This window comes from Veillonella sp. CAG:933, assembly GCF_000431435.1.
In the GTDB taxonomy this organism is placed as follows: Bacteria; Bacillota; Negativicutes; order Veillonellales; family Veillonellaceae; genus Veillonella_A.
Genome location: NZ_HF986128.1, coordinates 12100 through 34006, shown reverse-complemented (window position 1 = coordinate 34006; position 21907 = coordinate 12100). Strand labels below are relative to the sequence as shown.

The 21907-nt window shown below is 39.5% G+C and carries 20 protein-coding genes; 18 read left to right on the top strand and 2 right to left on the bottom strand.

Going from position 1 to position 21907, the window contains the following annotated elements:
• Positions 1–45: 45 nt before the first annotated feature.
• The 13 genes from xylB to QZL64_RS01280 all read left to right on the top strand — a co-directional run bounded on the left by xylB (position 46) and on the right by QZL64_RS01280 (position 15294).
• Entirely contained in the window at positions 46–1503 is a 1458-nt protein-coding gene (xylB, locus tag QZL64_RS01340; RefSeq protein ID WP_021840255.1) for a xylulokinase, read from the top strand.
• 31 nt (positions 1504–1534) lie between these two features.
• A complete protein-coding gene (locus tag QZL64_RS01335) occupies positions 1535–1978 on the top strand; it encodes an RpiB/LacA/LacB family sugar-phosphate isomerase (RefSeq protein ID WP_021840254.1) in 444 nt (147 codons plus the stop codon).
• Between the two features lie 273 nt (positions 1979–2251).
• Positions 2252–3856 carry a response regulator gene (locus QZL64_RS01330; protein WP_021840253.1) on the top strand — a complete coding sequence of 535 codons (1605 nt, stop codon included), beginning with the start codon at positions 2252–2254 and terminating at the stop codon, positions 3854–3856.
• 12 nt (positions 3857–3868) lie between these two features.
• A complete protein-coding gene (locus QZL64_RS01325) occupies positions 3869–4906 on the top strand; it encodes a sensor histidine kinase (protein WP_021840252.1) in 1038 nt (345 codons plus the stop codon).
• Positions 4881–6293, top strand: a complete 1413-nt coding sequence (locus QZL64_RS01320) for an ATP-binding cassette domain-containing protein (RefSeq protein ID WP_021840251.1) — start codon at positions 4881–4883, stop codon at positions 6291–6293. Before QZL64_RS01325 ends, QZL64_RS01320 begins: the two co-directional genes overlap by 26 nt.
• Before the next feature lie 115 nt (positions 6294–6408).
• Positions 6409–7404 (top strand): substrate-binding domain-containing protein, encoded by a 996-nt coding sequence (locus tag QZL64_RS01315; protein WP_021840250.1) that lies wholly within the window; start codon positions 6409–6411, stop codon positions 7402–7404.
• 98 nt (positions 7405–7502) lie between these two features.
• Positions 7503–8984, top strand: coding sequence for a sugar ABC transporter ATP-binding protein (locus tag QZL64_RS01310; protein WP_021840249.1), 1482 nt, complete (start codon positions 7503–7505; stop codon positions 8982–8984).
• Between the two features lie 87 nt (positions 8985–9071).
• A complete protein-coding gene (locus QZL64_RS01305) occupies positions 9072–10079 on the top strand; it encodes an ABC transporter permease (RefSeq protein ID WP_021840248.1) in 1008 nt (335 codons plus the stop codon).
• A gap of 74 nt (positions 10080–10153) precedes the next feature.
• Entirely contained in the window at positions 10154–11044 is an 891-nt protein-coding gene (locus tag QZL64_RS01300; protein WP_021840247.1) for a sugar phosphate isomerase/epimerase family protein, read from the top strand.
• A gap of 12 nt (positions 11045–11056) precedes the next feature.
• A complete protein-coding gene (locus QZL64_RS01295) occupies positions 11057–11620 on the top strand; it encodes an SIS domain-containing protein (RefSeq protein ID WP_021840246.1) in 564 nt (187 codons plus the stop codon).
• 30 nt (positions 11621–11650) lie between these two features.
• On the top strand, positions 11651–13399 hold the full coding sequence (gene dhaL, locus QZL64_RS01290; RefSeq protein WP_021840245.1) for a dihydroxyacetone kinase subunit DhaL: 1749 nt from the start codon (positions 11651–11653) through the stop codon (positions 13397–13399).
• Between the two features lie 94 nt (positions 13400–13493).
• Positions 13494–14366 carry a class II fructose-bisphosphate aldolase gene (locus QZL64_RS01285; protein WP_021840244.1) on the top strand — a complete coding sequence of 291 codons (873 nt, stop codon included), beginning with the start codon at positions 13494–13496 and terminating at the stop codon, positions 14364–14366.
• A 145-nt stretch (positions 14367–14511) separates the two neighbouring features.
• A complete protein-coding gene (locus QZL64_RS01280; RefSeq protein ID WP_021840243.1) occupies positions 14512–15294 on the top strand; it encodes a triose-phosphate isomerase in 783 nt (260 codons plus the stop codon).
• Between the two features lie 43 nt (positions 15295–15337).
• On the opposite strand, the gene QZL64_RS01275 is transcribed toward QZL64_RS01280, so the two are convergent.
• The gene (locus tag QZL64_RS01275; RefSeq protein WP_021840242.1) at positions 15338–16120 is read right to left on the bottom strand and encodes a Cof-type HAD-IIB family hydrolase; all 783 of its coding nucleotides are present in this window, start codon (positions 16118–16120) and stop codon (positions 15338–15340) included.
• A gap of 124 nt (positions 16121–16244) precedes the next feature.
• Between QZL64_RS01275 and rpiB the strand changes: the two genes are divergently transcribed.
• From rpiB to QZL64_RS01260, 3 genes are all read left to right on the top strand, one after another.
• On the top strand, positions 16245–16685 hold the full coding sequence (rpiB, locus tag QZL64_RS01270; RefSeq protein ID WP_005337976.1) for a ribose 5-phosphate isomerase B: 441 nt from the start codon (positions 16245–16247) through the stop codon (positions 16683–16685).
• A gap of 260 nt (positions 16686–16945) precedes the next feature.
• Positions 16946–17728, top strand: coding sequence for an N-acetylmuramoyl-L-alanine amidase (locus tag QZL64_RS01265; protein WP_021840241.1), 783 nt, complete (start codon positions 16946–16948; stop codon positions 17726–17728).
• 455 nt (positions 17729–18183) lie between these two features.
• A complete protein-coding gene (locus QZL64_RS01260) occupies positions 18184–18441 on the top strand; it encodes a hypothetical protein (protein ID WP_021840240.1) in 258 nt (85 codons plus the stop codon).
• A 165-nt stretch (positions 18442–18606) separates the two neighbouring features.
• Here the strand turns inward: QZL64_RS01260 and QZL64_RS01255 are convergent, their stop codons facing one another.
• Positions 18607–19893 (bottom strand): HlyC/CorC family transporter, encoded by a 1287-nt coding sequence (locus QZL64_RS01255; RefSeq protein WP_005342854.1) that lies wholly within the window; start codon positions 19891–19893, stop codon positions 18607–18609.
• A 212-nt stretch (positions 19894–20105) separates the two neighbouring features.
• Here QZL64_RS01255 and murB point away from each other — a divergent pair, with 212 nt between their 5' ends.
• Positions 20106–21017 (top strand): UDP-N-acetylmuramate dehydrogenase, encoded by a 912-nt coding sequence (murB, locus tag QZL64_RS01250; RefSeq protein ID WP_021840239.1) that lies wholly within the window; start codon positions 20106–20108, stop codon positions 21015–21017.
• A gap of 1 nt (position 21018) precedes the next feature.
• Entirely contained in the window at positions 21019–21900 is an 882-nt protein-coding gene (gene rapZ, locus QZL64_RS01245) for an RNase adapter RapZ (RefSeq protein WP_021840238.1), read from the top strand.
• Positions 21901–21907: the final 7 nt, after the last annotated feature.

The window sequence follows — 21907 nt, the reverse complement described above, 5'->3', positions numbered from 1 at the left end:
TAAGATAGAAATTAGAAATATATTTACTGATTAGGAGGACTGAATATGTTATACATAGGCGTTGATCTTGGAACTTCTGCAGTGAAACTTTTACTGATGGACGAAAACGGAAATATCCAGAAAATTGTGTCTAAGGAATATCCATTATATTTCCCGAAACCGGGCTGGTCAGAGCAGCATCCGGAAGACTGGTATATAAAGTCCATGGAAGGAATGAAGGAGCTGACAAGTGAATGCGATAAGAGTCAGGTGGCTGGCATCAGTTTTGGCGGACAGATGCATGGGCTGGTAGCACTGGATAAAGACGATCAGGTGATTCGCCCGGCAATTCTTTGGAATGATGGAAGAACCGGAAAGCAGACCGATTACCTGAATCAGGTCATTGGCAGAGATAAATTATCCGAGTACACGGCGAACATTGCATTTGCGGGATTTACAGCGCCAAAGATACTTTGGATGAAGGAAAATGAGCCGGAAAATTATAAGAAAATCGCAAAGATTATGCTGCCAAAAGATTATCTGGCTTACCAGCTTTCAGGTTCGTTCTGTACAGATGTGTCGGACGCTTCAGGCATGCTTCTTATGGACGTTAAAAACAGATGCTGGTCAAAAGAAATGCTAGAAATCTGCGGTATCACAGAAGAACAGCTTCCGAAATTATATGAAAGCTATGAAGTCGTAGGCATTTTGAAACCAGATGTGGCAAATGAACTGGGATTTTCAGAAAGTGTAAAAGTGATTGCAGGAGCCGGGGACAATGCGGCAGCGGCAGTCGGTACAGGAACGGTCGGAGATGGAAGATGCAACATTTCTCTTGGAACGTCGGGAACAATCTTTATTTCCAGTGAAAAATTCGGAGTAGATAAGCATAATGCCCTTCATTCATTTGCGCACGCAGACGGACACTATCATCTGATGGGGTGCATGCTTAGTGCGGCGTCTTGCAATAAGTGGTGGAATGAAGAAATCCTCGGAACGAAAGATTACGTGGCAGAGCAGGCGGACATAAAAAATCTTGGAGAAAACAGAGTTTTTTATCTTCCATATCTGATGGGAGAACGATCTCCACATAATGACCCAGACGCGAGAGCCATGTTTATCGGTATGTCCATGGATACAACAAGAGCAGACATGACGCAGGCAGTACTGGAAGGTGTGGCATTTGGACTTCGTGATTCGCTGGAAGTGGCAAAAAGTCTTGGCATTCAGATTGACCGGACGAAAATCTGCGGCGGCGGTGCAAAAAGCCCGCTGTGGAGAAAAATTATTGCAAATGTCATGAACTTAAAAGTAGATGTGATTGAAAGTGAAGAAGGACCGGCACTTGGCGGTGCAATGCTGGCAGCAGTCGGATGTGGAGAATATCCAGATGTAGAGACGATTGCCGAAAAGCTTGTGAAAGTTGTGGATACAGTTGAACCGGAACCAGAACTTGTGGCGAAGTATGAAGAACGGTATCAGCAGTTCAGAAAATTGTATCCGGCAGTGAAAGGGCTGTTCTAGAAATAAATTACAATTAAGGAGGCAATCAATTATGAAAATTGCAATCGGATGCGATCCAAACGCAGAAAATGAAAAACAGGCACTTATGAAATTCATTGAGAACAAAGGACTTGGTAAAGTGACTGACTTTGGAAGCACTGACCCAATTTATGCAAATGTTGCAATTAAAGTTGGAGAAGCTGTTGCTTCAAAAGAATATGACAGAGGTATTCTTCTGTGTGGAACAGGACTTGGGGTGTCTATAGCGGCAAATAAAGTCAAAGGTGCCTATGCGGCGCTTTTGACAGATGCTTATTCAGCAGAGAGAGCTCGCCTAAGCAATGATGCAAATATTGCGTGTATGGGAGCATTTACGACAGGAAGCAAGGAACGAGAACTTTTTACGCAGATTTTTCTGACGAATGAATTTGTACCAGGATGTGGATCTCAACCAAAGGTAGATGCATTCAGAAAATACGATATGGAGCGTAAATAAATCTGCTTTATTCGGTAGGATTAAAGAGAAGCGAGGACGAGGAGCAAATAAATGCTGATTTCGTCCTCATTTTTGTGCAATTTGATATAATATTCGGTTAAAAGAAGTAAATCTATATTTCGTTTAAGTTAAAGTTAGCATATTGTTTATTAAACAATATATCTCTTGTATTTGGATGTGTTAGTGTTAGATAAAATTTTCGGTTGCGAGATAATTTTTTAACATCTATAATAAAGAGGCAACCATTATCGAGGAAGGAGAGGCGTCAAAACAATGCAAAGTAAAAAATGGCATGTACTAATTGTTGATGATGAATTTAGAATAGGGACATTGATTAAGAAGCTAATCCATTGGGATGAACTTAATCTAGACTGTATGGCTGTAGTCGATAATGGGGGGACTGCATTTGAAATAATCCAAAGTGAGAGCTGTCCCAATGTAGTGATTACGGATATTCGTATGCCTAAAATTAATGGATTAGAATTAATCATAATGACAAAAGAGCTTCAGAAAGATATGAAATTTATTGTAATCAGTGGATATAAAGAGTTTGAGTATGCCCATCAAGCATTGAAGTATGGAGTAGAAGATTATCTGTTAAAGCCGGTAAGTGAAGATGAATTGAATCATGTTTTGAAGAAGATTTCTGAAGAGCTTAGTGCCAGTTGGCAATCGGAACAGGAACAAAGAGCTTTCAAGGAGACAGTATCCGAGAGCCGCCACATAATAAAAAGAGATTTTCTAAAAAATATTATTGAAACAGAAGAACCAGAAGTGGTAGACGACAGGGTAGAGTTTCAGGGAGAAATCTATCGAGGAATTGATATTAAGCTAGATTATGTGGATTATAATAAGAAAGATAAAAAGCAGGATAAACTTACTACATCTAGAATTGAAGAGATTGTAGAGAGAATACTGAAAACAGAGACAGAAGAAGTACTAATTTGTGAAAAGGAAAACCTACATATATATTGTCTGTTTAATTATGATTTTAGTAAATCAAGAGCAATTAAAGATAGTGTGAATGATATTATGATGGAAATCAAAGATTATCTTTTGGGATTTGAACAATATGAGGTAACTATCGGAATTGGTACAGAACGGAAAGAATTTGCAGAAATCAGATTTTCTATAAAGGAAGCACATAGAGCAGTCGGTAATCGCATTAAGCAGGGAACCGGACGTATTATTTATGCAGAAACGATACAGCATGACGGTCGGACAGAAGAAGGAGTTTTGACAGAAGAATGGAAAGAGCAGATTCGCACAAGCATTGAAAGTTATTCTGTAAATAAGTTGGAGCAATGTATAAATCAAGTGTACAGTGAATATAAAATTCGAGAAGAAATGGATTTTTCGGGTTGTTATGATATGGCTGAAGAGATAGTAAATTATTTCTTTGATTATGTAGAATTTCAACAAGAGGAAGAAAACGGGGAAAGGAAAAGTGTAATTTCCAATTGTCAGCACTGTTATACAATCAGTGGATTGAAACATTGTCTGAAAAATAGTCTTGGAAAATTTGTAGAGAAAAGTAAGGAGGCTGCTGAGGCGGAATCTGTAAAGCCAATCCGGCAGGCTAGAAAATATATGGAAGATCATTATGATGAGAAAATTGTATTGGAAGATTTAGCAGAGATTGTCGGATTGAACCCAGTATATTTTAGCGTTCTATTTAAAAAGGAGACGGGTATTAATGTCAGTGCTTATCTGTTAAATATCCGGATAGAGAAAGCGAAGGAATTCTTATGCAATACAAATGAAACAATTGCAGCAATTGGTGACCGTGTGGGGTATAAGGATTCTAGATATTTTAGTCAAATATTCACAAAACAGGTTGGTGTAAAACCAGCATTGTATCGAAAGCTTCATTCATAGGAGATCAGTGGAATGAGATTTGTAAAAAAGCTTGAAAAAGTAATTTTAGCAGAGTCTGTTCTTTGCATCCTTACATTGACATTGATTTTTGTCGGATGGCATTTTGATGCAGTAGTTTTTTTTATATTGATTATACAGATTATGATTCTGATTTATACAGTAACAGCTATTGTTCATCCATTAAAGGAATTCGCTAGAATATTAGATTATTTATGTGAGACAGAATTTGAGGAAGAGGAGCTTAGAATTGCGCCGTCAGGGATTCCATTTGTAAAACAAACATATCGGCTGATGGATCGCTATGCAGCTTATAAGACAAGAAAAGATAATGTACAGATTCTTAATAAACAAACTGAATTGACTGCACTTCAGAGTCAGATAAATCCACATTTTCTGTATAATACATTGGAGACAATTCGAGGTCAGGCGTTAATTGATGATAATATAGAGATTGCAAAGATGGTAGAGGCATTGTCTGCATTTTTTCGTTATAGTATCAGTCGAAAAGGAAATCTTGTGACTCTTAGGGATGAATTGGTGAATATTGAAAATTATATGTTAATTCAGCGTTATCGGTTTAATAATCGATTCTCGTTAGAGGTAATTGTAGATGAAGAAGATGAACAGGCTTATGATTTTTTGATACCGAGATTGATTATCCAACCGGTTGTGGAAAATGCAATTTTTCATGGGTTGGAAGAAAAATTAGAAGATGGAAAGGTTACAATAGAAATAATCGTGACGGATCAAAATCTAATTCTGACAATTTCAGATAATGGAAAAGGTATGGATAGTGATAAGCTGAAAGAATTGAATTTCAGAATTCAATCAGATGATATGGAATTAGATGATGGTAAGAATCATAACACAAGAAATACAGGAATCGCACTTCCAAACATTCATAAAAGAATTCAACTCCTTTTTGGAGATGAATATGGTGTGAATGTATATAGTACAGTGGGACAGGGAACTGATGTAGAGATTACGATTCCGGTGGATTATAAAAATGACCGGGAGAAAGACAATGAAGAAAGAACTGCTGAGAATTAACCATCTGAATTATATTTATACCCGGACAAGAAAGCTCGAGAACGTATCTTTTTGTATTCTGGAAGGAGAATGCATGGGGTTTCTCGGGCTTACTTATTCTGGAAAGGATTTGTTGACCGGACTTTTGTGTGGTGAGTTGACTGAAGGGAAGGGAAGTGGATCCATTTATATAGGTGGACAAAAAGTAAATGACTGGGAAATTTTGGGAGAAAAGATCTATCGAATGCGACCGGAAAATTATATGATTGAAGAATGGACTGTGGCAGAATATATGTGTCTAGTAGATGCAAGATGGGTGGGAGTATTTTTTAGAAGAGAAGTTTTGGAAGAAGCAGGGGATTGTTTTGCAGAATTGGATCTTGATTTAGATGTATCTACCCGAATGCGTCATCTGTCTGAGATGGAAAAACGAATTGTGGATGTGGTCAAAGCATATCGTAGAGGAGCTAAGATTATTATTATAGAAGATGAATTTGATGGTATGAGTCAGATGGAAATCCAAAAATTCGGTCGGGTTTTGCACAGATTAATCCTAGGTAGGATGAGTGTGATTGTGAATAGCAATTCTAATTTTATTCTGTCAGCTTTGTCTGACAAATATGTCATTTTTAACCACGGACATATTGTAAAAAAATGTGCCAGAGAATATATCTGGAGTGAAGAACAGTTGGAACTATATTTTCTTGGAGAGAGTACAGTATCAGTTCGGGAAAATATAGAAAATCGACAGGAAGCATCTGTTCGAGAGGAAGATATAGTATACCGAGTTAGAAATATGAAGCTTCGAAAATGCGGCAGGGAGAATCTGAATTTTATAAAAGGAGAGGTAGTGACGTTAATTGTTCTTGACCGACGGGAAAAAGAAAGGCTATTTATGATTTTGTCAGGAAGAATAAAAAGTGAGGGAACACATTATATTTTAAATGGAAAGTGTTATGAAAATATAGAGTGCAATGAACTTTCCAGAAAAAAAGTTGTATCCGTGAGAGCCCTCGGAAGTCGAGAAGAAGTGTTTGAGCATATGACGGTAGATGAGAATTTGATGCTTCCGTCTCTTGAGAAGATTTCATTTTGGGATTATATCCGTTCTTCTGGCGGTATTCGTAAGATGATGATGGAAGATATGGGAGAGGAGAGCAGTGCCAAGGAGGTAAAAGCAGGAGAATTGCGTGTCAACGAATGTATTCGGATGACACTGGAACGATGGTATATTTTTAATCCAATGGTATTAATTTTATTTGAACCATTTGCTCTTTGTGATGTAAATGGTGTGGATATAGTGAAAAAATTTGTTAAAAAATTCGCAAGCAAAGGAACAACAGTAATAATTGTTAATACAAGAGAAGAATATATAGAAAATATTTCAGATCGAATCATATATATTTGACAGTCTCCTAAAAATTCTCGTACTTATTCTAAATTTCCTCACATTGGAAAAAGAAGATTGTTCTTTTATAATATAATTATTCCAAGAGAGAACTTAGAAAAAAGGAGGAAAAGAAATGAAAAAGAAAATTTTAGCAGTGTTGTTATCGGCAGCTATGGTTGCTGCAATGGCAATGGGATGTAGTTCAGGCGGAGGTTCATCAGCAAAATCAGATGGTGAAAGCAAAGGGAAAGCAGAGGATATGACGTTCGTTGTTGTTCCAAAATGTGTGCATGCTTGGTTCGATGAAGTAAATAAAGGTGCACAGAAAGAGGCAGATCTTCTTTCTGAACAGCTTGGGGTAGATGTGAAGATTGATTATCGTGCTCCGGAATCAGCAGAAGTGTCCGCACAGAACTCAACACTTGAGCAGGCTGCAGCAACAAATCCGACAGCTATCCTGCTTGACCCGGTTGATTATGATGGAAGCGCTGACATCATCAAAGAGATTCAGGACAGAGATATTCCAGTTATTTTATTTGATGCTCCTACCCCAGAAGGTAGCGGACTTACATCTGTAGGTAATGACTTTGCGGAGCAGGCAACAATTGCGGTGGAAATGCTTGTTGAGAAGATGGGAACAAAAGGAAAAGTTGCAGTTATGCAGGGTGCTCCTACAGCTCCTAACCACGCAGAAAGATATCAGGCTCACTTAAATGCACTTGCTCAGTATCCAGATATTGAAGTAATCGATGGTGGTATTGATAACGATAATGTTGAGACAGCTCAGTCTCAGGCAGCAGCTGTACTTGCAGCAAATCCTGATCTTACAGGATACTTAAACTGTGATGCATGTGGATCTGGTGTTGCAGCAGCAATCGAAGAGAAGGGTATGCAGGATAAAGTAACATTCGTAGCAATGGATAACTTGATTGAGATTCTTGACTATGTTAAGACGGGAACAATTACAGCTACATCTTCAACACTTCCTCAGGAGCAGGGTATGTATGCAGTGTTAATGGCATATCAGGCAGCTCAGGGAATGCCTCTTCCAGCAAATGTTGATACAGGTATCGGACGTATTACATCTGACAACATTGACGAGTGGATTGAGACTGTAAGTGCTAAATAAATCAAAAAGTTAAAGTTTTAAGATGACTACTAAGCGGGGGCTTGTGACTGGATTTATTCAAGTTGCTCGTCCCCGCTTCTTGAATGAGGAGCATATCTATGAAAATATTAGAGGCGAAGAATATTACAAAGATGTTTCCGGGAGTTATCGCCCTGGATTCAGTAGATGTAGCCTTTGAACCAGGAGAAATTCATGCAATCATCGGAGAAAATGGAGCGGGAAAAAGTACACTAATCAAATGTCTTACCGGAGTATATGAACCGGAAGAAGGAGAAGTCATGATTAGTGGAGAAAATGCGATGAAGAATAAAGCGCTCTTTGACAAAGTTGCGTATGTCCCACAGGAGATAGATTTGTTTGGTTATATGTCTGTTGCAGAGAACTTATTTATTCCGTATGAAAAATCAGGTATCAAAGGGACTGTAAACCAAAAGGAACTTGAGAAACGGGCAAATCCGATTCTGGAAAAATTCTCGATTCCAGTAAAACCAAACGAATTAGTAAAAGATATATCTATATCTTCTCAGCAACTTCTTCAGATTGCTCGTGCAACTGTTCATGAGGATTATGATGTATTGATGCTTGACGAACCGACAACAAGTTTGACGAGCAGAGATACAAAGATATTGTTTAACATAGTAGAGAAAATAAAGAAAGAAAATAAGGCGATTATTTTTATTTCACATAAATTGGAAGAAATTTTCCAGCTGGCGGATGTAATTACTGTTTTTAGAAATGGTAAGAAGGTTGCATATTCAGAGATTAAGGATGTAGATACTAACTGGGTTATCAAACAGATGACAGGTCGGGAACTGAATCAAAATGAGAGATTCTATTCTACAAAGGTATCTGACGAGGTGTTGCTGGAAGTAAATAATCTTACAGGTGAGAGATTTACCAATGTTAGTTTCAAACTGAAAAAAGGTGAAATCCTTGGGTTCTCCGGATTAGTCGGTGCTGGACGAAGCGAAGTTATGCAGGCAATCTTTGGATATCTTCCGGTATATAAAGGTTCGGTTAAACTGGACGGAGCGGACTGGAAACTGGGAGATACAAACTATTCGGTTAAGAATGGATTTATTTATCTTCCAGAGGAACGGAAAAAGCAGGGGATTTTGCCAGTACTTTCTATTAGAGATAATATTTCTGTATCAGTTTTGGATAATCTGAAGAGTGGAATCAGCATTTCTAGAAAGAAAGAAAATGAACTGGCAAAGAGTGTTATTGAAACTTATGATGTAAAGACACCGGGGTCAGACAAAGAAATTCAGTTTCTGTCAGGTGGTAACCAGCAGAAGGTTATTATCGGGCGTGCCATGGCTTGTAAGCCGAAACTCCTGGTATTTGATGAACCGACAAAGGGAATTGACGTAGGAACAAAAACTGAAATTTACCGTCTTATGAAGAAGCTTGCAGAAGAAGAGGGAATCGGAATCATCATGATTTCATCTGAGATGGAAGAGATTAAGAAGTGCTCAAATAGAGTCGTTGCAATGTATGAAGGTAAGATTGCAGGAGAGTTTGACGAATACACGGAACAGCAATCTATTCTAGGAGCAATTATTGGAGTGAATTCCTAATTATATTTTACAGCTGTATCAGAAAGTGGTTCAGCTGGAGGAAAATATTTACGTAAATTCTTAGAAGGATGAAAGAGGAGTTTTAATATGAGTAGAGAAAATGAAAAACAAAAATCAGGAAATGCATTTATCAATGCATTGAAGAAAAGTAATATGACTGCGATGGCAGCAATATTAGTCGTTATGATTATCATTGCAAGTATTGTATCTCCATATTTCTTAAATGTGTACAACTTGCAGTCAGTACTGCGTGATTTAGCATTTGTAGGCATGATTGGTATTGCTCAATCATTGCTTTTGCTAGTTGGAGAACTAGATTTATCAGTAGGTAAGATTGCCTGCTTATCTGGTATCTTAACAGGTATGTTGATGGTAAATGTAGGATTGAATCCATGGCTGTGCCTTGTAATAGGACTAATTCTTGGATTATTGTTCGGATTTATCAATGGTATTATTATTACAAGGCTTCGTTTGAATTCAATGGTTGCTACAATCGGTATGCAGGGTGTATATGGTGGTATTAACTTGGTTATCACAAAAGGAAAAGCTGTTACAGGTATTCCAGCTGATACACAGGTACTTGGAAAACAGTCTATCGGACCTATACCAATTCCGTTTATTATTTGTCTTGTTGTTTTGATCCTGATTTTATTTATGGTAAAGAAGACAAAGACGGGTCGTTACATATATGCGATTGGTAACAGTAAAGAAGCAGCTAAGATTCTCGGAATCAAAGTAGATCGTATTCGTGTTATGATTTACTCTATTGTTGGATTGATTTCTGCGCTGGCAGGACTTCTATATGTATGTCGTCTTGGCTCTGCACAGACAGCCATTGGTGAAGATTGGCCAATGAACTCTATAGCAGCATCTGTTATTGGTGGTGTTGCTCTTACAGGTGGCGTTGGTAATCCGGCAGGAGCTCTGATTGGAGCAGCTGTTATTACAATTATTCAAAATATTATTGTACTGTTCGGCGTTAACTCTTATTGGCAGTCAGCAGTTAGTGGTATTGTCGTAGTACTTGCTATTTCCTTCAGCTCTATTTCCACTATCGTTCGTGAAAACAGACAGAAGAGAATCAAATTGAACTAAACAGACAGATATTTATAGGACTGGTGGATGTTTTGCAATATTGCCAGTCCTGAATCTTAAAAGGAGGAACGTAAATGAAATTAGGATTAAATCTTTCGTTTGCAGTAAAACGCTGGTTGGATCCAGTTGAATTAGCAAAGATGATAAAAGAGGATTTTGGAGTAGATCATGTACAGTTCACATGGGATCTGATTGATCCGTGGTGGCCGCAGGCACAGAGAGATGTTATGGTCTATCAATATAAAGATGCATTTGCAGATGCAGGAATTACAATCGATGCAACATTTGGTGGACTTGCATCCTATTCTTACGCCCATTTGCTGGCACCGACAAAAGTACAAAGGGATATCGCTTTTACATTTTTTAAAAGAGCAATTGATATGACTGTTGATATGGGAGCAAAAATCATGGGAACACCTGTCGGTGGTATGGATTACCATGATGCGAGAGATCCGCAGAGACGTGAAGAACTTTATCAGGATATGCTTGAGTATTTAAGGAAGCTTGCCGAGTATGGAAAAATGAAAGGTTTGGAAGAGATTCATATTGAGGCAACACCTTTGATTACGGAATTTCCACATAGTCCGGAAGTGTCAGTTCAGATGATGAAGGATTTGGAAGGTACAGATATTCCAATCAAACTTTTGGTAGACTGGGGACATGCACTTTATAAACCACTTTTAAAAGAAGAAGCAGATATTGAACTCTGGTTCAAACAGTGTGCTCCATATATCGGCTCTATTCATTTACAGCAGACAGATGGCCAGTGGGACAGACATTGGGATTTCACTCATGAAGGAGGAATCATTACACCGGAGTTGATTAAAAAAGCAACAACAGAAGCAGGGCTGGATGATATTACACAGTACTTGGAAGTTGTAACAATATTTGAAGATGATGACGATGCTGTCTATGAAGGCATGAAGAAGACAATGGATTATCTTCACAAAGAACTTGGATGTTAGGAGGCGGGAAGCATGGATTATAAAGAAACTTATGAAAAAATCCTCGGAGAATACAGACAAGTATTTGAGAGAGTCGACCAGGATAATATGCGCGCATTTATTGACGAAGTAAAGGCACATGACCGCATTTTCCTAATTGGTGTTGGACGTGAAGGTATGGCAACCAGAGCATTTGCTATGAGACTGATGCATATGGGAAAAGAAATTCATTGGATTTGGGATGATACAACACCATCTATCGGAGAGGGAGATTTACTGATTGCGACTCTTGGAGATGGACGTATCGGGCATATTAATTACATTTGCGAGCGTGCGAAAGAAGCAGGGGCAATGATTTATGTTGTGACAGGATCTCCAAGTGGTGACACTGCAAAAAATGTTGCGGATAAAGTATTTTTCGTGCCGGCAGCAGTATATAGAGGAACAGATGATGTAGTTCCATCCTTCCAGCCAATGGGAAATCTCTTTGAGCAATGTTTGTTGATATTATTTGATATTATTATCATGACAATTGTGGATGAGACACCGGGACTTACATTTGAAAAAATGTCGAAGAATCATCGTAATGTTGAATAATTATAAAGAATGTACAAGGAGGTATCACAAATGGGAACAAAAAAGATCTTAAATAAGGATGTGTCAAATGTTGTAGAGGAAAGTCTTGCGGGATATCTGATGGCTTATAGAAAATATTACAAAAAAGTCGGTGAGTACAATGCATTTACCTATAAAGGACATAGAAAAGATAAAGTTGCCCTTGTGATTGGTGGAGGAAGCGGACATGAGCCGTTGTTTACAGGATATTGCGGAGCAGGACTTGCTGATGCAGTTGCATGTGGAAATGTTTGTGCATCTCCGAACCCTGAATTGATCATGGAAGCTGCAAAGGCAGTGGATCAGGGAAAAGGTGTTCTGTTTGTATATGGAAACTACGCAGGAGATAACCTGAACTTTGATATGGCAGAGGAAATGTGTCAGGCAGAGGGTATGAAGACAGCCCATGTGCGTGAGTGGGATGACTTTGCATCTGCACCAAAAGAGAGAATTACAGATCGCCGTGGTATTGCCGGAGACGTATATACAATCAAGATTGCCGGAGCTGCGTGTGATGCAGGGTTGAGCCTTGAAGAAGTTGTTCGTATTACAGAAAAAGCTAGAGATAACACAAACACAATTGGACTTGCAACATCTCCGGGAACACTTCCGGGAAATGATAAACCGACATTCGAAATAGCAGATGACGAGATGGAATTTGGAATGGGACTTCACGGTGAACCGGGAATTGAGCGTACAAAGATGATGCCTTGCAGTGACATGGTTGATCGTATGTATAAAGAATTGAAAGAAGAGATGGGATTAAAAGAAGGAGATGAGATTGCAGTTCTTGTCAATGGACTTGGTTCTACACCACTTCTTGAGTTGAACCTGGTGTTCTATGAGTTACATAAACGTATGCATAAAGATGGGCTTAAAATCTATGACACAGAGATTAAGACATATTGTACATGTATGGAAATGGGTGGATTTTCCATTACTTTCTTGAAATTGGACGATGAACTGAAACCGTATTATGATGCACCATGCTATTCTCCGTATTATGCGAAAGGTTCTGTATCAGGAGAAGCAATCGAGGATGATGGTGAGGACGAGGAAATCGAGTTTGATGAAAACGATGTTAAGCCAGCTGAAATCGTAAGAAGTAAAGAAGGAGAGTTGACAGAACTTAACGCAGAAGATACAAGAAATATGCTGCTTTATATCGCAGATAAAATTATTGCAAATAAGCCATATCTGACAGAGATTGACAGTGCTATCGGTGATGGAGATCATGGAATCGGTATGGCAGGTGGAATGCAGAAGGCAAAGAAGAAACTGCTTAAGATGGCAGGTGAGGAGAATGCTTACCAGCTCTTTGAGACGGCAGGACAGGCAATGCTTATGTCTATGGGTGGAGCTTCAGGAGTTATCTTCGGAAGTCTGTATCTGGCAGGAGCAAAAGGTATGGATCCAAAGTCTGTTATTACATCCAAAGATCTTGCCGATATGGAGAAGAAGAGCCTGGAGGCAATTCAGGAAAGAGGAGGAGCACAGGTCGGAGACAAGACCATGGTAGATGCTCTTTCACCAGCAGTAGATGCACTTGCAGCAAATGCTGATAAAGGTCTTCTTGAAATGTTGAAGGCGGCAGAGGAGAGCGCAAAGCAGGGTGTTGAAGATACAAAGAAATATGTTGCAAAATTCGGACGTGCAAAATCGCTACTTGAGAGAGCGATTGGACATCAGGATGCAGGAGCAACATCTGTATATCTGATTTTCCAGGGAATGAGAGAATTCGTGGAAGGAAAACTTGCATAAAACTGTGTAGTATAGATTACTGAAAAATTGAAGACTTATATGATGATGTGGCGTGGTGAAATAGCCACGCCGTAGTGAAAAATGGGAGAAAAGAATGTTAGCGACGTTAAAAGAAGTACTTGAAAAAGCAGAACAAGGTAATTATGCAGTAGGAGCATTTAACTGTACTTCTCTGGAGTCTGGAATGGCAATTGTGGAAACAGCAGAAGAGCTCAATAGTCCAGTGATTTTACAATATGCAGATTCCCATAGACATCTGATTTCTATAGATGTTATTGGACCGATTATGTTACAGCTTGCAAAAATAGCGAAAGTACCAGTCGTAGTACATTTGGATCATGGCGCAAGTATTGAAAGTTGCAGATATGCAGTTGATATGGGATTTACTTCTGTGATGTATGATGCATCTGCGAAGCCGTTTGAGGACAATGTAGCTGAAACAAGAAGCGTTGTGGAATATGCACACGAAAGAGGTGCTTCAGTAGAGGCGGAACTTGGACATATATTGACTTCCAAAGCAGGAGCTGCTGAAGGCAATGGGAAATCCTATACTCGTGAAGAAGCATATACAGATCCTGAGATGGCAAAAGAATTTATCGAAAGGACAAATGTAGATGCACTTGCAATTGGATTTGGAACAGCGCATGGAATCTATACGGAAAAACCCGTACTGGATTTGAACCGCATTGCGTTGATAAAAAGTGCAAAAGATATTCCATATGTTATGCATGGAGGTTCCGGACTCAGTGAGGAAGAGTACAGAACAGCAATTCATAACGGAATTCGTAAGATTAATTACTATACTTATCTGTCATTGGCTGGTGGAAGAGGTGTGATGCAGTATCTCGAGGATAAAAAAGATAAGGATGCAATTTACTTTGAAGATATAGCAAAAGCAGGGATTACAGCAATGAAGGCAGATGTGAAAAGAGCAATGAAGATTTTTGAATCGGATGGAAAAATATAACCATCGGCGTACTTATAGATATGCTTAAGATAGCAGAAAATCCCTGGTGAAAACCGGGGATTTTCTGCAAGAAATCCCAATTGAGCTAATTAGTAAAAATGAATATAATAAATTTATTTAGATCAGGAACAAAAGGAGGTAAGACATGAGTAAAAAATTATATTTTGGAAGTAATTTGAAAATGTATAAGAATATTAAGGACACGGTAGAATATCTTCAGAAATTAGTGGAGAATACGAAAGATATCAGCCGGGAAGAGATAGAATTATTTATTATCCCGTCTTATACCACTCTTGAAAGTGCTACGAAAAATGTTGACCGCGCTTATGTAAAGCTGGGCGCTCAGAATATGTGCTGGGAAGATGAAGGACAGTTTACAGGAGAAATTTCGCCGCTTATGCTAAAAGAGTTAGGGTTGGATCTTGTAATGATCGGACATTCTGAGAGAAGACATGTGTTTGGCGAGACTGATGTTGAGGAAAATAAAAAAGTAAAAGCAGCTTTAAACCATGGCTTTACAACACTTTTATGTATTGGTGAAACAGCAGAAGAAAAAGACTTTGGAATTAGTGCAGAAGTCCTTCGGACTCAGTTGAAAATAGGATTTCATGATGTTCCGGTATCTCAGGTTCCGAATATCTGGGTTGCATATGAGCCGGTATGGTCTATTGGTGTAAACGGAACTCCGGCATCGGCAGATTATGCAGAGAAGATGCACAAGGTAATTAAAGCATGTTTGAGAGAAATTTTTGGTGATGTTGCTGATGAAATCCCTGTATTATATGGAGGAAGTGTAAATCCGGGAAATGCAAATGAATTAATTGTTCAACCGTCGATAGATGGGTTGTTTACGGGAAGAGCAGCATGGCAGGCGGACAATTTTGATAAGTTGATTCGTGATGCAAAGGCAACATATGAAGCAAAGTAAAGAATGTTAAAAAGTAAAGGGGGCAAAAATAAGCCCCCTTGATTTATAAGTTTTTAAGCAAATCTTTTAACGTTTCTTCCACAGAATCTGTCGTGTGTGTAGCGTAATCCGCTACTCCGGTGGCAGCGGTCGTCATAGCATAGCTTGTGTTGGACAGCTGCAACATTTCCAGATCATTATACTGATCTCCGAATGTGATACCATTCTTTGGATCCATGCCAAGGGAAGATACGATATTGGAAAGGGCAGAACCTTTATTGGCATTCGGTGCAATGAAATCAATCCAGATATTCCCGGAGGTTACAATCTTGATTCGATCATCGAAACGTTCTTGAAAATAGGCGCGAAGACGTTTTTCGGTTCCATCAAAATCACATACTGCGATTTTGATAAAAGGCTCCTTGATATCACGCACATTTTGAACAACGTCCATGTCATAACCGACATCGTTACGGATATGATTGATGTAGTCAGAATCTTTTGAGTCGGTATATCCGGTTCGGGCTGTAGAAATTAAAGTGTGGCAATGACCATATTCTTTTGCAGCGTCTGCGATTTCATAGATAAGACCAGTATCAATATGTCCTAATGAGACGATCTTGCCATCATGTACACACATAGATCCATTTTCTGCAACATAGGAGATATCATCCTTCACAGGGGCAAATAGACGACGGAGATTTTTGTACTGGCGGCCGCTGGCTGCAATAAAATGTATTCCATGTTCTTTTAACTGACGGATAATGTCAAATAATTCTGGATTCAGTTCAGTCGCGTGACCATGAAGTAAAGTTCCGTCTACGTCGCTGGCAATATACTGTATCATAGTGTTCCCTTTCTGTATTTATGTATTAATTGTCGTACCTGTGTTGATAATAGAAATCTTATCTATTATAATATAAAAAGGCGTCAAAGAAAAGACGACAATGAAAAGAGGAGGCTATAACGTCATGAAAATCGGAATTGGTAATGATCATGCTGCAGTAGACATGAAGAATCAGGTAGTAGAGTACCTGGAAGGAAAAGGATATGAAGTTGTGAACTTTGGAACAGATACATACGAGAGCTGTAATTATCCAGAGTACGGCGAGAAAGTTGGACGAGCTGTAGCAGCAGGAGATGTAGATCTTGGTATCCTGATCTGTGGTACAGGAGTTGGAATCTCTTTGGCAGCAAATAAAGTAAAAGGTGTTCGTGCAGTTGTTTGCTCAGAGCCATATTCTGCAAAACTTTCCAGACAGCATAACAATACCAATATTCTGGCATTCGGTGCCCGTGTAATCGGAATTGAGCTTGCAAAGATGATCATCGATGAATGGTTAAGCGCAGAATTCGAAGGTGGAAGACACCAGACCAGAGTAGATATGATTACAGCAATTGAGAATAAATAAGCAAAAAATAATCAGTAAACAAAACTGTTGCTTTGTGAAGGATAATCTGACGAAGCAGCAGTTTTTTTGTTGCCAAGCATGCGACAAAAAGGTCCGGTGGACCTTTTTTAGCGCTATAAAAGTATTCGAAGGAAATTGCCAGTGAAAGTTTATCTGTGCAGAAAATTTTTTTTGAAATCTGTACATTTCCGCATTTTAGAAAAATCACCTATCTGATTTTTGAGTCATACTATAATATAAAAAGATTTTGAGGAATAAATATGCCATATTCTATGATGTTAGATAGTGGTCACGGGGGAAGTGATCCTGGAGCAGTTTATCGGGGGCGCCGTGAAAAAGATGATACATTAAGGCTGACGCTTGCAGTGGGAGAGATTCTTCAGGAAAATGGAATTGAGGTACTTTACACCAGGACAACAGATGTGTATTTGTCCCCATATGAGCGGGCAGTAGAGGCAAATCAGGCAGGAGTGGATTTTTTCCTGTCGATCCATCGAAACTCTTATCCGACAGATAATGAAGTAATGGGAGTGGAAAGTCTGATCTATGATTTGTCTGGACTTAAATACCAGATGGCGCAGGAAATCAATGAACAATTGGAAACGGTGGGGTTTGTAGATTTGGGGGTGAAAGCAAGACCGAATCTTGTAGTGTTGAAGCGGACACGGATGCCAGCTGTACTTGTAGAGGCTGGATTTATCAATTCAGATACGGATAATAAATTATTTGATTCTAATTTTCAGGATATTGCACAGGCAATTGCAACAGGAGTCCTGGATACATTGGAAAATGCCGGAGTTCTGAAAGAACCGGAAACGCCGGTGGAACAGACGAAGTACCGTATTCAGGTCGGACTGTTCCGGAACCGGAACAATGCAGCGAGGCAGCAGGAAACACTGGAAGACCGTGGATTTCCGGCATATATAGATCAATGGAAACAATATTACCGGGTGATTTCCGGAGAATATGATATGCTGGACGAAGCGGTGGCGGCACAGAGAAGACTTAAAAGAGCCGGATTTGAGACGCTTTTGATACAATAATCATTCAGGTACTCGCTTTGAGCCAACGCCCAGACTAAAATTGTTCAGGTGCTCATTTAAAGCCAGCCTCCCAACTAAAATTATTCAGATACTCGCCCAGAGCCAACGTCCAAACTAAAGAGCAATTGGGACGTGTGGCGTATCTGCCAGATAGAATTATTCCCATATTCGTTCAGAGCCCAACGTCCCAACTAAAAAGCAGTTGTGACGTGTGGCGTATCCGCCAGATAGAATTTTAAAAACAACTTTAAAAATGTAATCATTTTACAGTTGTTTTATAAAATTCTGCCTGGCTCTGAACGAGTACATTTTACAAAGATTTAGCATTTCTCTGTAAACTGATTTAACATGCAGTTCCTATAATGTACATGAAGAGAAGAAAGAGATGGTGCGGACCACATGAAGATGTGAGAGCATCTAAGATATAGTTGTTTCATATGCAGGGAGGAATGAATATGAAATTTTTATGGGAAATGACAGGAAAAATATTTGGAGCGGAAGCACAGGACGGAACATTTTTATCAGCAAATGTATTGCTGTGGAGTGTTACAACATTTATAGTTGGAATGTTCTTCTGCACGGCAATCGGAAAAATTGCATTGATTGACTGTATAGCAAATGTAATGTGTGTTGCTATTTATGCCGGAGTGATCGGCGGAGTGATCGGTGGATTTTTATTTCTGATACACAGACATAACGGGAAACAGTTATAAGAGTTAAAAATTATAGAGGCTTAATAGAAGATATTTTGAATTACATCAAAAGATATAAAGAAAAGGCATGTTCTGACATGAAATTTTAAGAACTTGCCTTTTCTTTTTAATTATTATATACCTACAAAAACTGTTCGAAACAGAATTTGTAGATATGTCTACTTATTATTCTTCAGAATCCTCATCATATTCCACTTTCTCCGGCAGATACACATGAACTTTCTCAATACGGTTTTTATCCAGAGATTCTACAACCAGTCGAATACCATCGGATGTTGTGACAGAATCACCGAGTTCCGGAAGCCGGTCCAGATGCTCGATGATAAATCCACCGAGGGAATCATATTCTTCGGATTCCAGATTCAGTTCCAGACGGTCATTGAAGTCGTCCAGGTTGACAGAACCTTCTACCAGATATTCTTTGTCAGAAATTTTGTGAACAAAATCTTCTTCATTCTCGTCATATTCGTCATGAATTTCACCGACAATTTCTTCCAGGATATCTTCCAGTGTGATCAAACCGGAAGTTTCACCATATTCATCCAGAACAATTGCGATGTTAAAGGATGCCTGACGCATCTCCACAAGAAGCTCGGAAATATTCTTATACTCATAAGTAAAATAAGCTTCTCGCATAATATCCCGGATATGGAATTCTTTTGTGTTTCCGTAATCGTAAAGCAACAAGTCTTTCATGTTAATCGTACCGATCACATTGTCGGTCGTATCTTCATAAATCGGCAGCCTTGTGAATTTATCTTCACGGAAAATGTCAATCAATTCTTCATATGTGCAGTTTACATCTGCAAATGTTACGTGAACGCGTGGAACCATAACATCTTTAGCTTTTGCATCTCCGAGATCTACCACATTGTAGATCATTTCTTTTTCTTCGGATTCGATAACGCCGTCTTCATGGCTGACATTTACGATAGTACGAAGTTCATTCTCGGTCATGGCGCGTTTGTGGTCATTCGGATCTACGCGTAAAATGAAAAGAACAACGTTGGTCAGACCATTGATAATGAAGACGAACGGTGTCATGATCTTCATAAATATATGGATGATTGGTGCGTATGCCAGAGATACCTTCTCAGCGTGGATGGTAGCCATTGTCTTCGGTGTAATCTCACCGAAAAGCAGAATCGCTACAGTTAAAATTCCGCTGGCGATTGCGACCATGGAGCCTCCGAGACTGTAAGCCAGGGTTGTGGTCAGCGATGCGGCAGAAAGGTTCACGATGTTGTTACCGATCAGTATAGCGGTTAGCATCTTAGAAGAATCATCCGTAATTTTTAATACAGTTTGTGCGTTTTTGTTGCCTTCATCGGCAAGGTTGCGGATTCGAATTCGGTTTACTGTTGTAAGTGCAGTCTCCGCAGAAGAAAAGAAAGCAGATAGTGCTAACAGTACAATCAGTACAATAAATAGTATAGTATCATTCGAGTCCAATGATAAATCACTCCTTTTTGATAATAGTGTAATTAAGAGTAATATACAGCATTTACGGGGATTTTGCAAGAAGAAAGGAAGTATCGGGGAACGTAAATGAGACAAGGTGCCTAAAGTGTATCGGTAAACATTGAACTTGTGGCTTTTTTATTGTATGATAAGAATATTCTTTGCGGTGCTTAGAATAACTTTCAGTATAGGAGCAGATTTTTATGAATCAGAACTTTTATGATAAATTGAACAATGTGATAGCAAAGGATAGCATTTTGATCGATGAGCCGATGAGCCGTCACACTACATTTCGTGTGGGCGGACCGGCAGATTTCTTCGTGACACCAAAGGCGGAGGAAGAAGTAAGAGATGTGATCCGTATCTGTAAAGAAGCAGGAATGCCGTATTATATTATAGGAAATGGAAGTAATCTTCTTGTGTCTGATGCAGGATACCGCGGTGTGATCGTTCAGATTTATAAGGAAATGAATGAAGTGAAGGTAGAAGGTGATCTTGTAAAGGCACAGGCTGGAGCATTGCTTTCAGGAATCGCGGCTAAAGCGCTGGGGGCAGAGCTTTCTGGTTTTGAATTTGCTTCCGGAATTCCGGGGACAATCGGAGGCGCCTGTGTGATGAATGCAGGCGCCTACGGCGGAGAGATGAAGGATGTACTGGAATCTGTGACAGTGCTTACAGGTGAAGGTAAGATTATAGAACTGGGCCGTAATGAACTGGAGCTTGGATACCGCACTAGTGTGATTGCGAAGAAAGGTTATATTGTGCTTGGGGCGGTGTTGAAGCTTGAGCGCGGAGACGGAGAGAAGATCAAAACTTATATGGATGAGCTGAAGGAGAAGCGTGTGACGAAACAGCCGTTGGAATATCCAAGTGCCGGAAGTACGTTTAAGCGTCCGGAAGGATATTTTGCAGGAAAACTGATTGAGGATGCCGGACTTCGGGGATTTCAGGTCGGAGGAGCACAGGTGTCCGAAAAGCACTGTGGTTTTGTGATTAACCGGGATCATGCGACGGCAGCAGATATTATGGAACTGATGAGACAGGTACAGATCCGCGTGAAGGAGAATTCCGGCGTAGATCTGGAACCGGAAGTGAAGAGATTAGGGGACGAATAAGATGAGACTTGTAATTGTGACTGGAATGTCCGGTGCCGGAAAAAGTACGGCACTTAAGATGCTGGAAGATATGGGATATTTTTGTGTAGATAATCTGCCGGTCCCATTGATTCCGAAATTTGCAGAACTTCTGGCGGTGCCGGGTACGGAGATGAATAAAGCAGCTCTTGGAGTAGATATCCGGAGCGGACAGAGCTTTCGGGAGCTTGCGAATGTACTGAAAGTTCTGGATGAAGGCGGCTGCCAGTATGAGATCCTTTATCTGGAATCCAGCGATGATGTACTTGTAAAGAGATATAAAGAAACGAGACGTTTTCATCCGCTGGCAGGTAGTGACGGACGTGTGGAAGATGGCCTGAAGAGAGAACGAGAACTTCTTGGATTCCTGAAGAAAAAAGCGGATTATCTTGTAGATACCAGTCATATGCTTACAAGAGAATTGAAAGCAGAGCTGAACAAGATATTTGTCCAGAACAAGGAATATAAGAACCTTTACATTACGGTGTTGTCATTTGGCTTTAAGTATGGAATTCCAAATGATGCGGATTTGGTGTTTGATGTACGTTTTCTGCCAAATCCATATTATATAGAAGAGTTACGTCCTATGAGTGGAAATGATCAGCCGGTCAGAGACTATGTGATGAATAACGACACAGCAAAACAGTTCTTGACAAAGCTTACGGATATGGTAGAATTTCTCATACCGAATTACATTTCCGAGGGAAAGACACAGCTTGTAATCGGAATTGGATGTACGGGAGGAAAACATCGTTCCGTTACACTGGCAAATGAATTGTATGAGGCGCTGAAAAAAACAGACAGCTATGGAGTTCGCATTGAGCACCGTGATATCGGAAAAGATGCGATCACGAAGGCAAAATAGGTGAGTA

Excerpts from the sequence above, each read along its gene's own strand:
- QZL64_RS01310 (WP_021840249.1), top strand. The coding sequence starts at position 7,503 with ATGAAAATATTAGAGGCGAAGAATATTACAAAGATGTTTCCGGGAGTT.
- QZL64_RS01285 (WP_021840244.1), top strand. The coding sequence starts at position 13,494 with ATGTTAGCGACGTTAAAAGAAGTACTTGAAAAAGCAGAACAAGGTAAT.
- QZL64_RS01295 (WP_021840246.1), top strand. The coding sequence starts at position 11,057 with ATGGATTATAAAGAAACTTATGAAAAAATCCTCGGAGAATACAGACAA.
- QZL64_RS01275 (WP_021840242.1), bottom strand. The coding sequence starts at position 16,120 with ATGATACAGTATATTGCCAGCGACGTAGACGGAACTTTACTTCATGGT.
- QZL64_RS01305 (WP_021840248.1), top strand. The coding sequence starts at position 9,072 with ATGAGTAGAGAAAATGAAAAACAAAAATCAGGAAATGCATTTATCAAT.
- QZL64_RS01260 (WP_021840240.1), top strand. The coding sequence starts at position 18,184 with ATGAAATTTTTATGGGAAATGACAGGAAAAATATTTGGAGCGGAAGCA.
- QZL64_RS01335 (WP_021840254.1), top strand. The coding sequence starts at position 1,535 with ATGAAAATTGCAATCGGATGCGATCCAAACGCAGAAAATGAAAAACAG.
- QZL64_RS01320 (WP_021840251.1), top strand. The coding sequence starts at position 4,881 with ATGAAGAAAGAACTGCTGAGAATTAACCATCTGAATTATATTTATACC.
- QZL64_RS01315 (WP_021840250.1), top strand. The coding sequence starts at position 6,409 with ATGAAAAAGAAAATTTTAGCAGTGTTGTTATCGGCAGCTATGGTTGCT.
- rpiB (WP_005337976.1), top strand. The coding sequence starts at position 16,245 with ATGAAAATCGGAATTGGTAATGATCATGCTGCAGTAGACATGAAGAAT.
- murB (WP_021840239.1), top strand. The coding sequence starts at position 20,106 with ATGAATCAGAACTTTTATGATAAATTGAACAATGTGATAGCAAAGGAT.
- dhaL (WP_021840245.1), top strand. The coding sequence starts at position 11,651 with ATGGGAACAAAAAAGATCTTAAATAAGGATGTGTCAAATGTTGTAGAG.
- QZL64_RS01280 (WP_021840243.1), top strand. The coding sequence starts at position 14,512 with ATGAGTAAAAAATTATATTTTGGAAGTAATTTGAAAATGTATAAGAAT.
- QZL64_RS01330 (WP_021840253.1), top strand. The coding sequence starts at position 2,252 with ATGCAAAGTAAAAAATGGCATGTACTAATTGTTGATGATGAATTTAGA.
- xylB (WP_021840255.1), top strand. The coding sequence starts at position 46 with ATGTTATACATAGGCGTTGATCTTGGAACTTCTGCAGTGAAACTTTTA.
- QZL64_RS01325 (WP_021840252.1), top strand. The coding sequence starts at position 3,869 with ATGAGATTTGTAAAAAAGCTTGAAAAAGTAATTTTAGCAGAGTCTGTT.
- QZL64_RS01300 (WP_021840247.1), top strand. The coding sequence starts at position 10,154 with ATGAAATTAGGATTAAATCTTTCGTTTGCAGTAAAACGCTGGTTGGAT.
- QZL64_RS01265 (WP_021840241.1), top strand. The coding sequence starts at position 16,946 with ATGCCATATTCTATGATGTTAGATAGTGGTCACGGGGGAAGTGATCCT.
- rapZ (WP_021840238.1), top strand. The coding sequence starts at position 21,019 with ATGAGACTTGTAATTGTGACTGGAATGTCCGGTGCCGGAAAAAGTACG.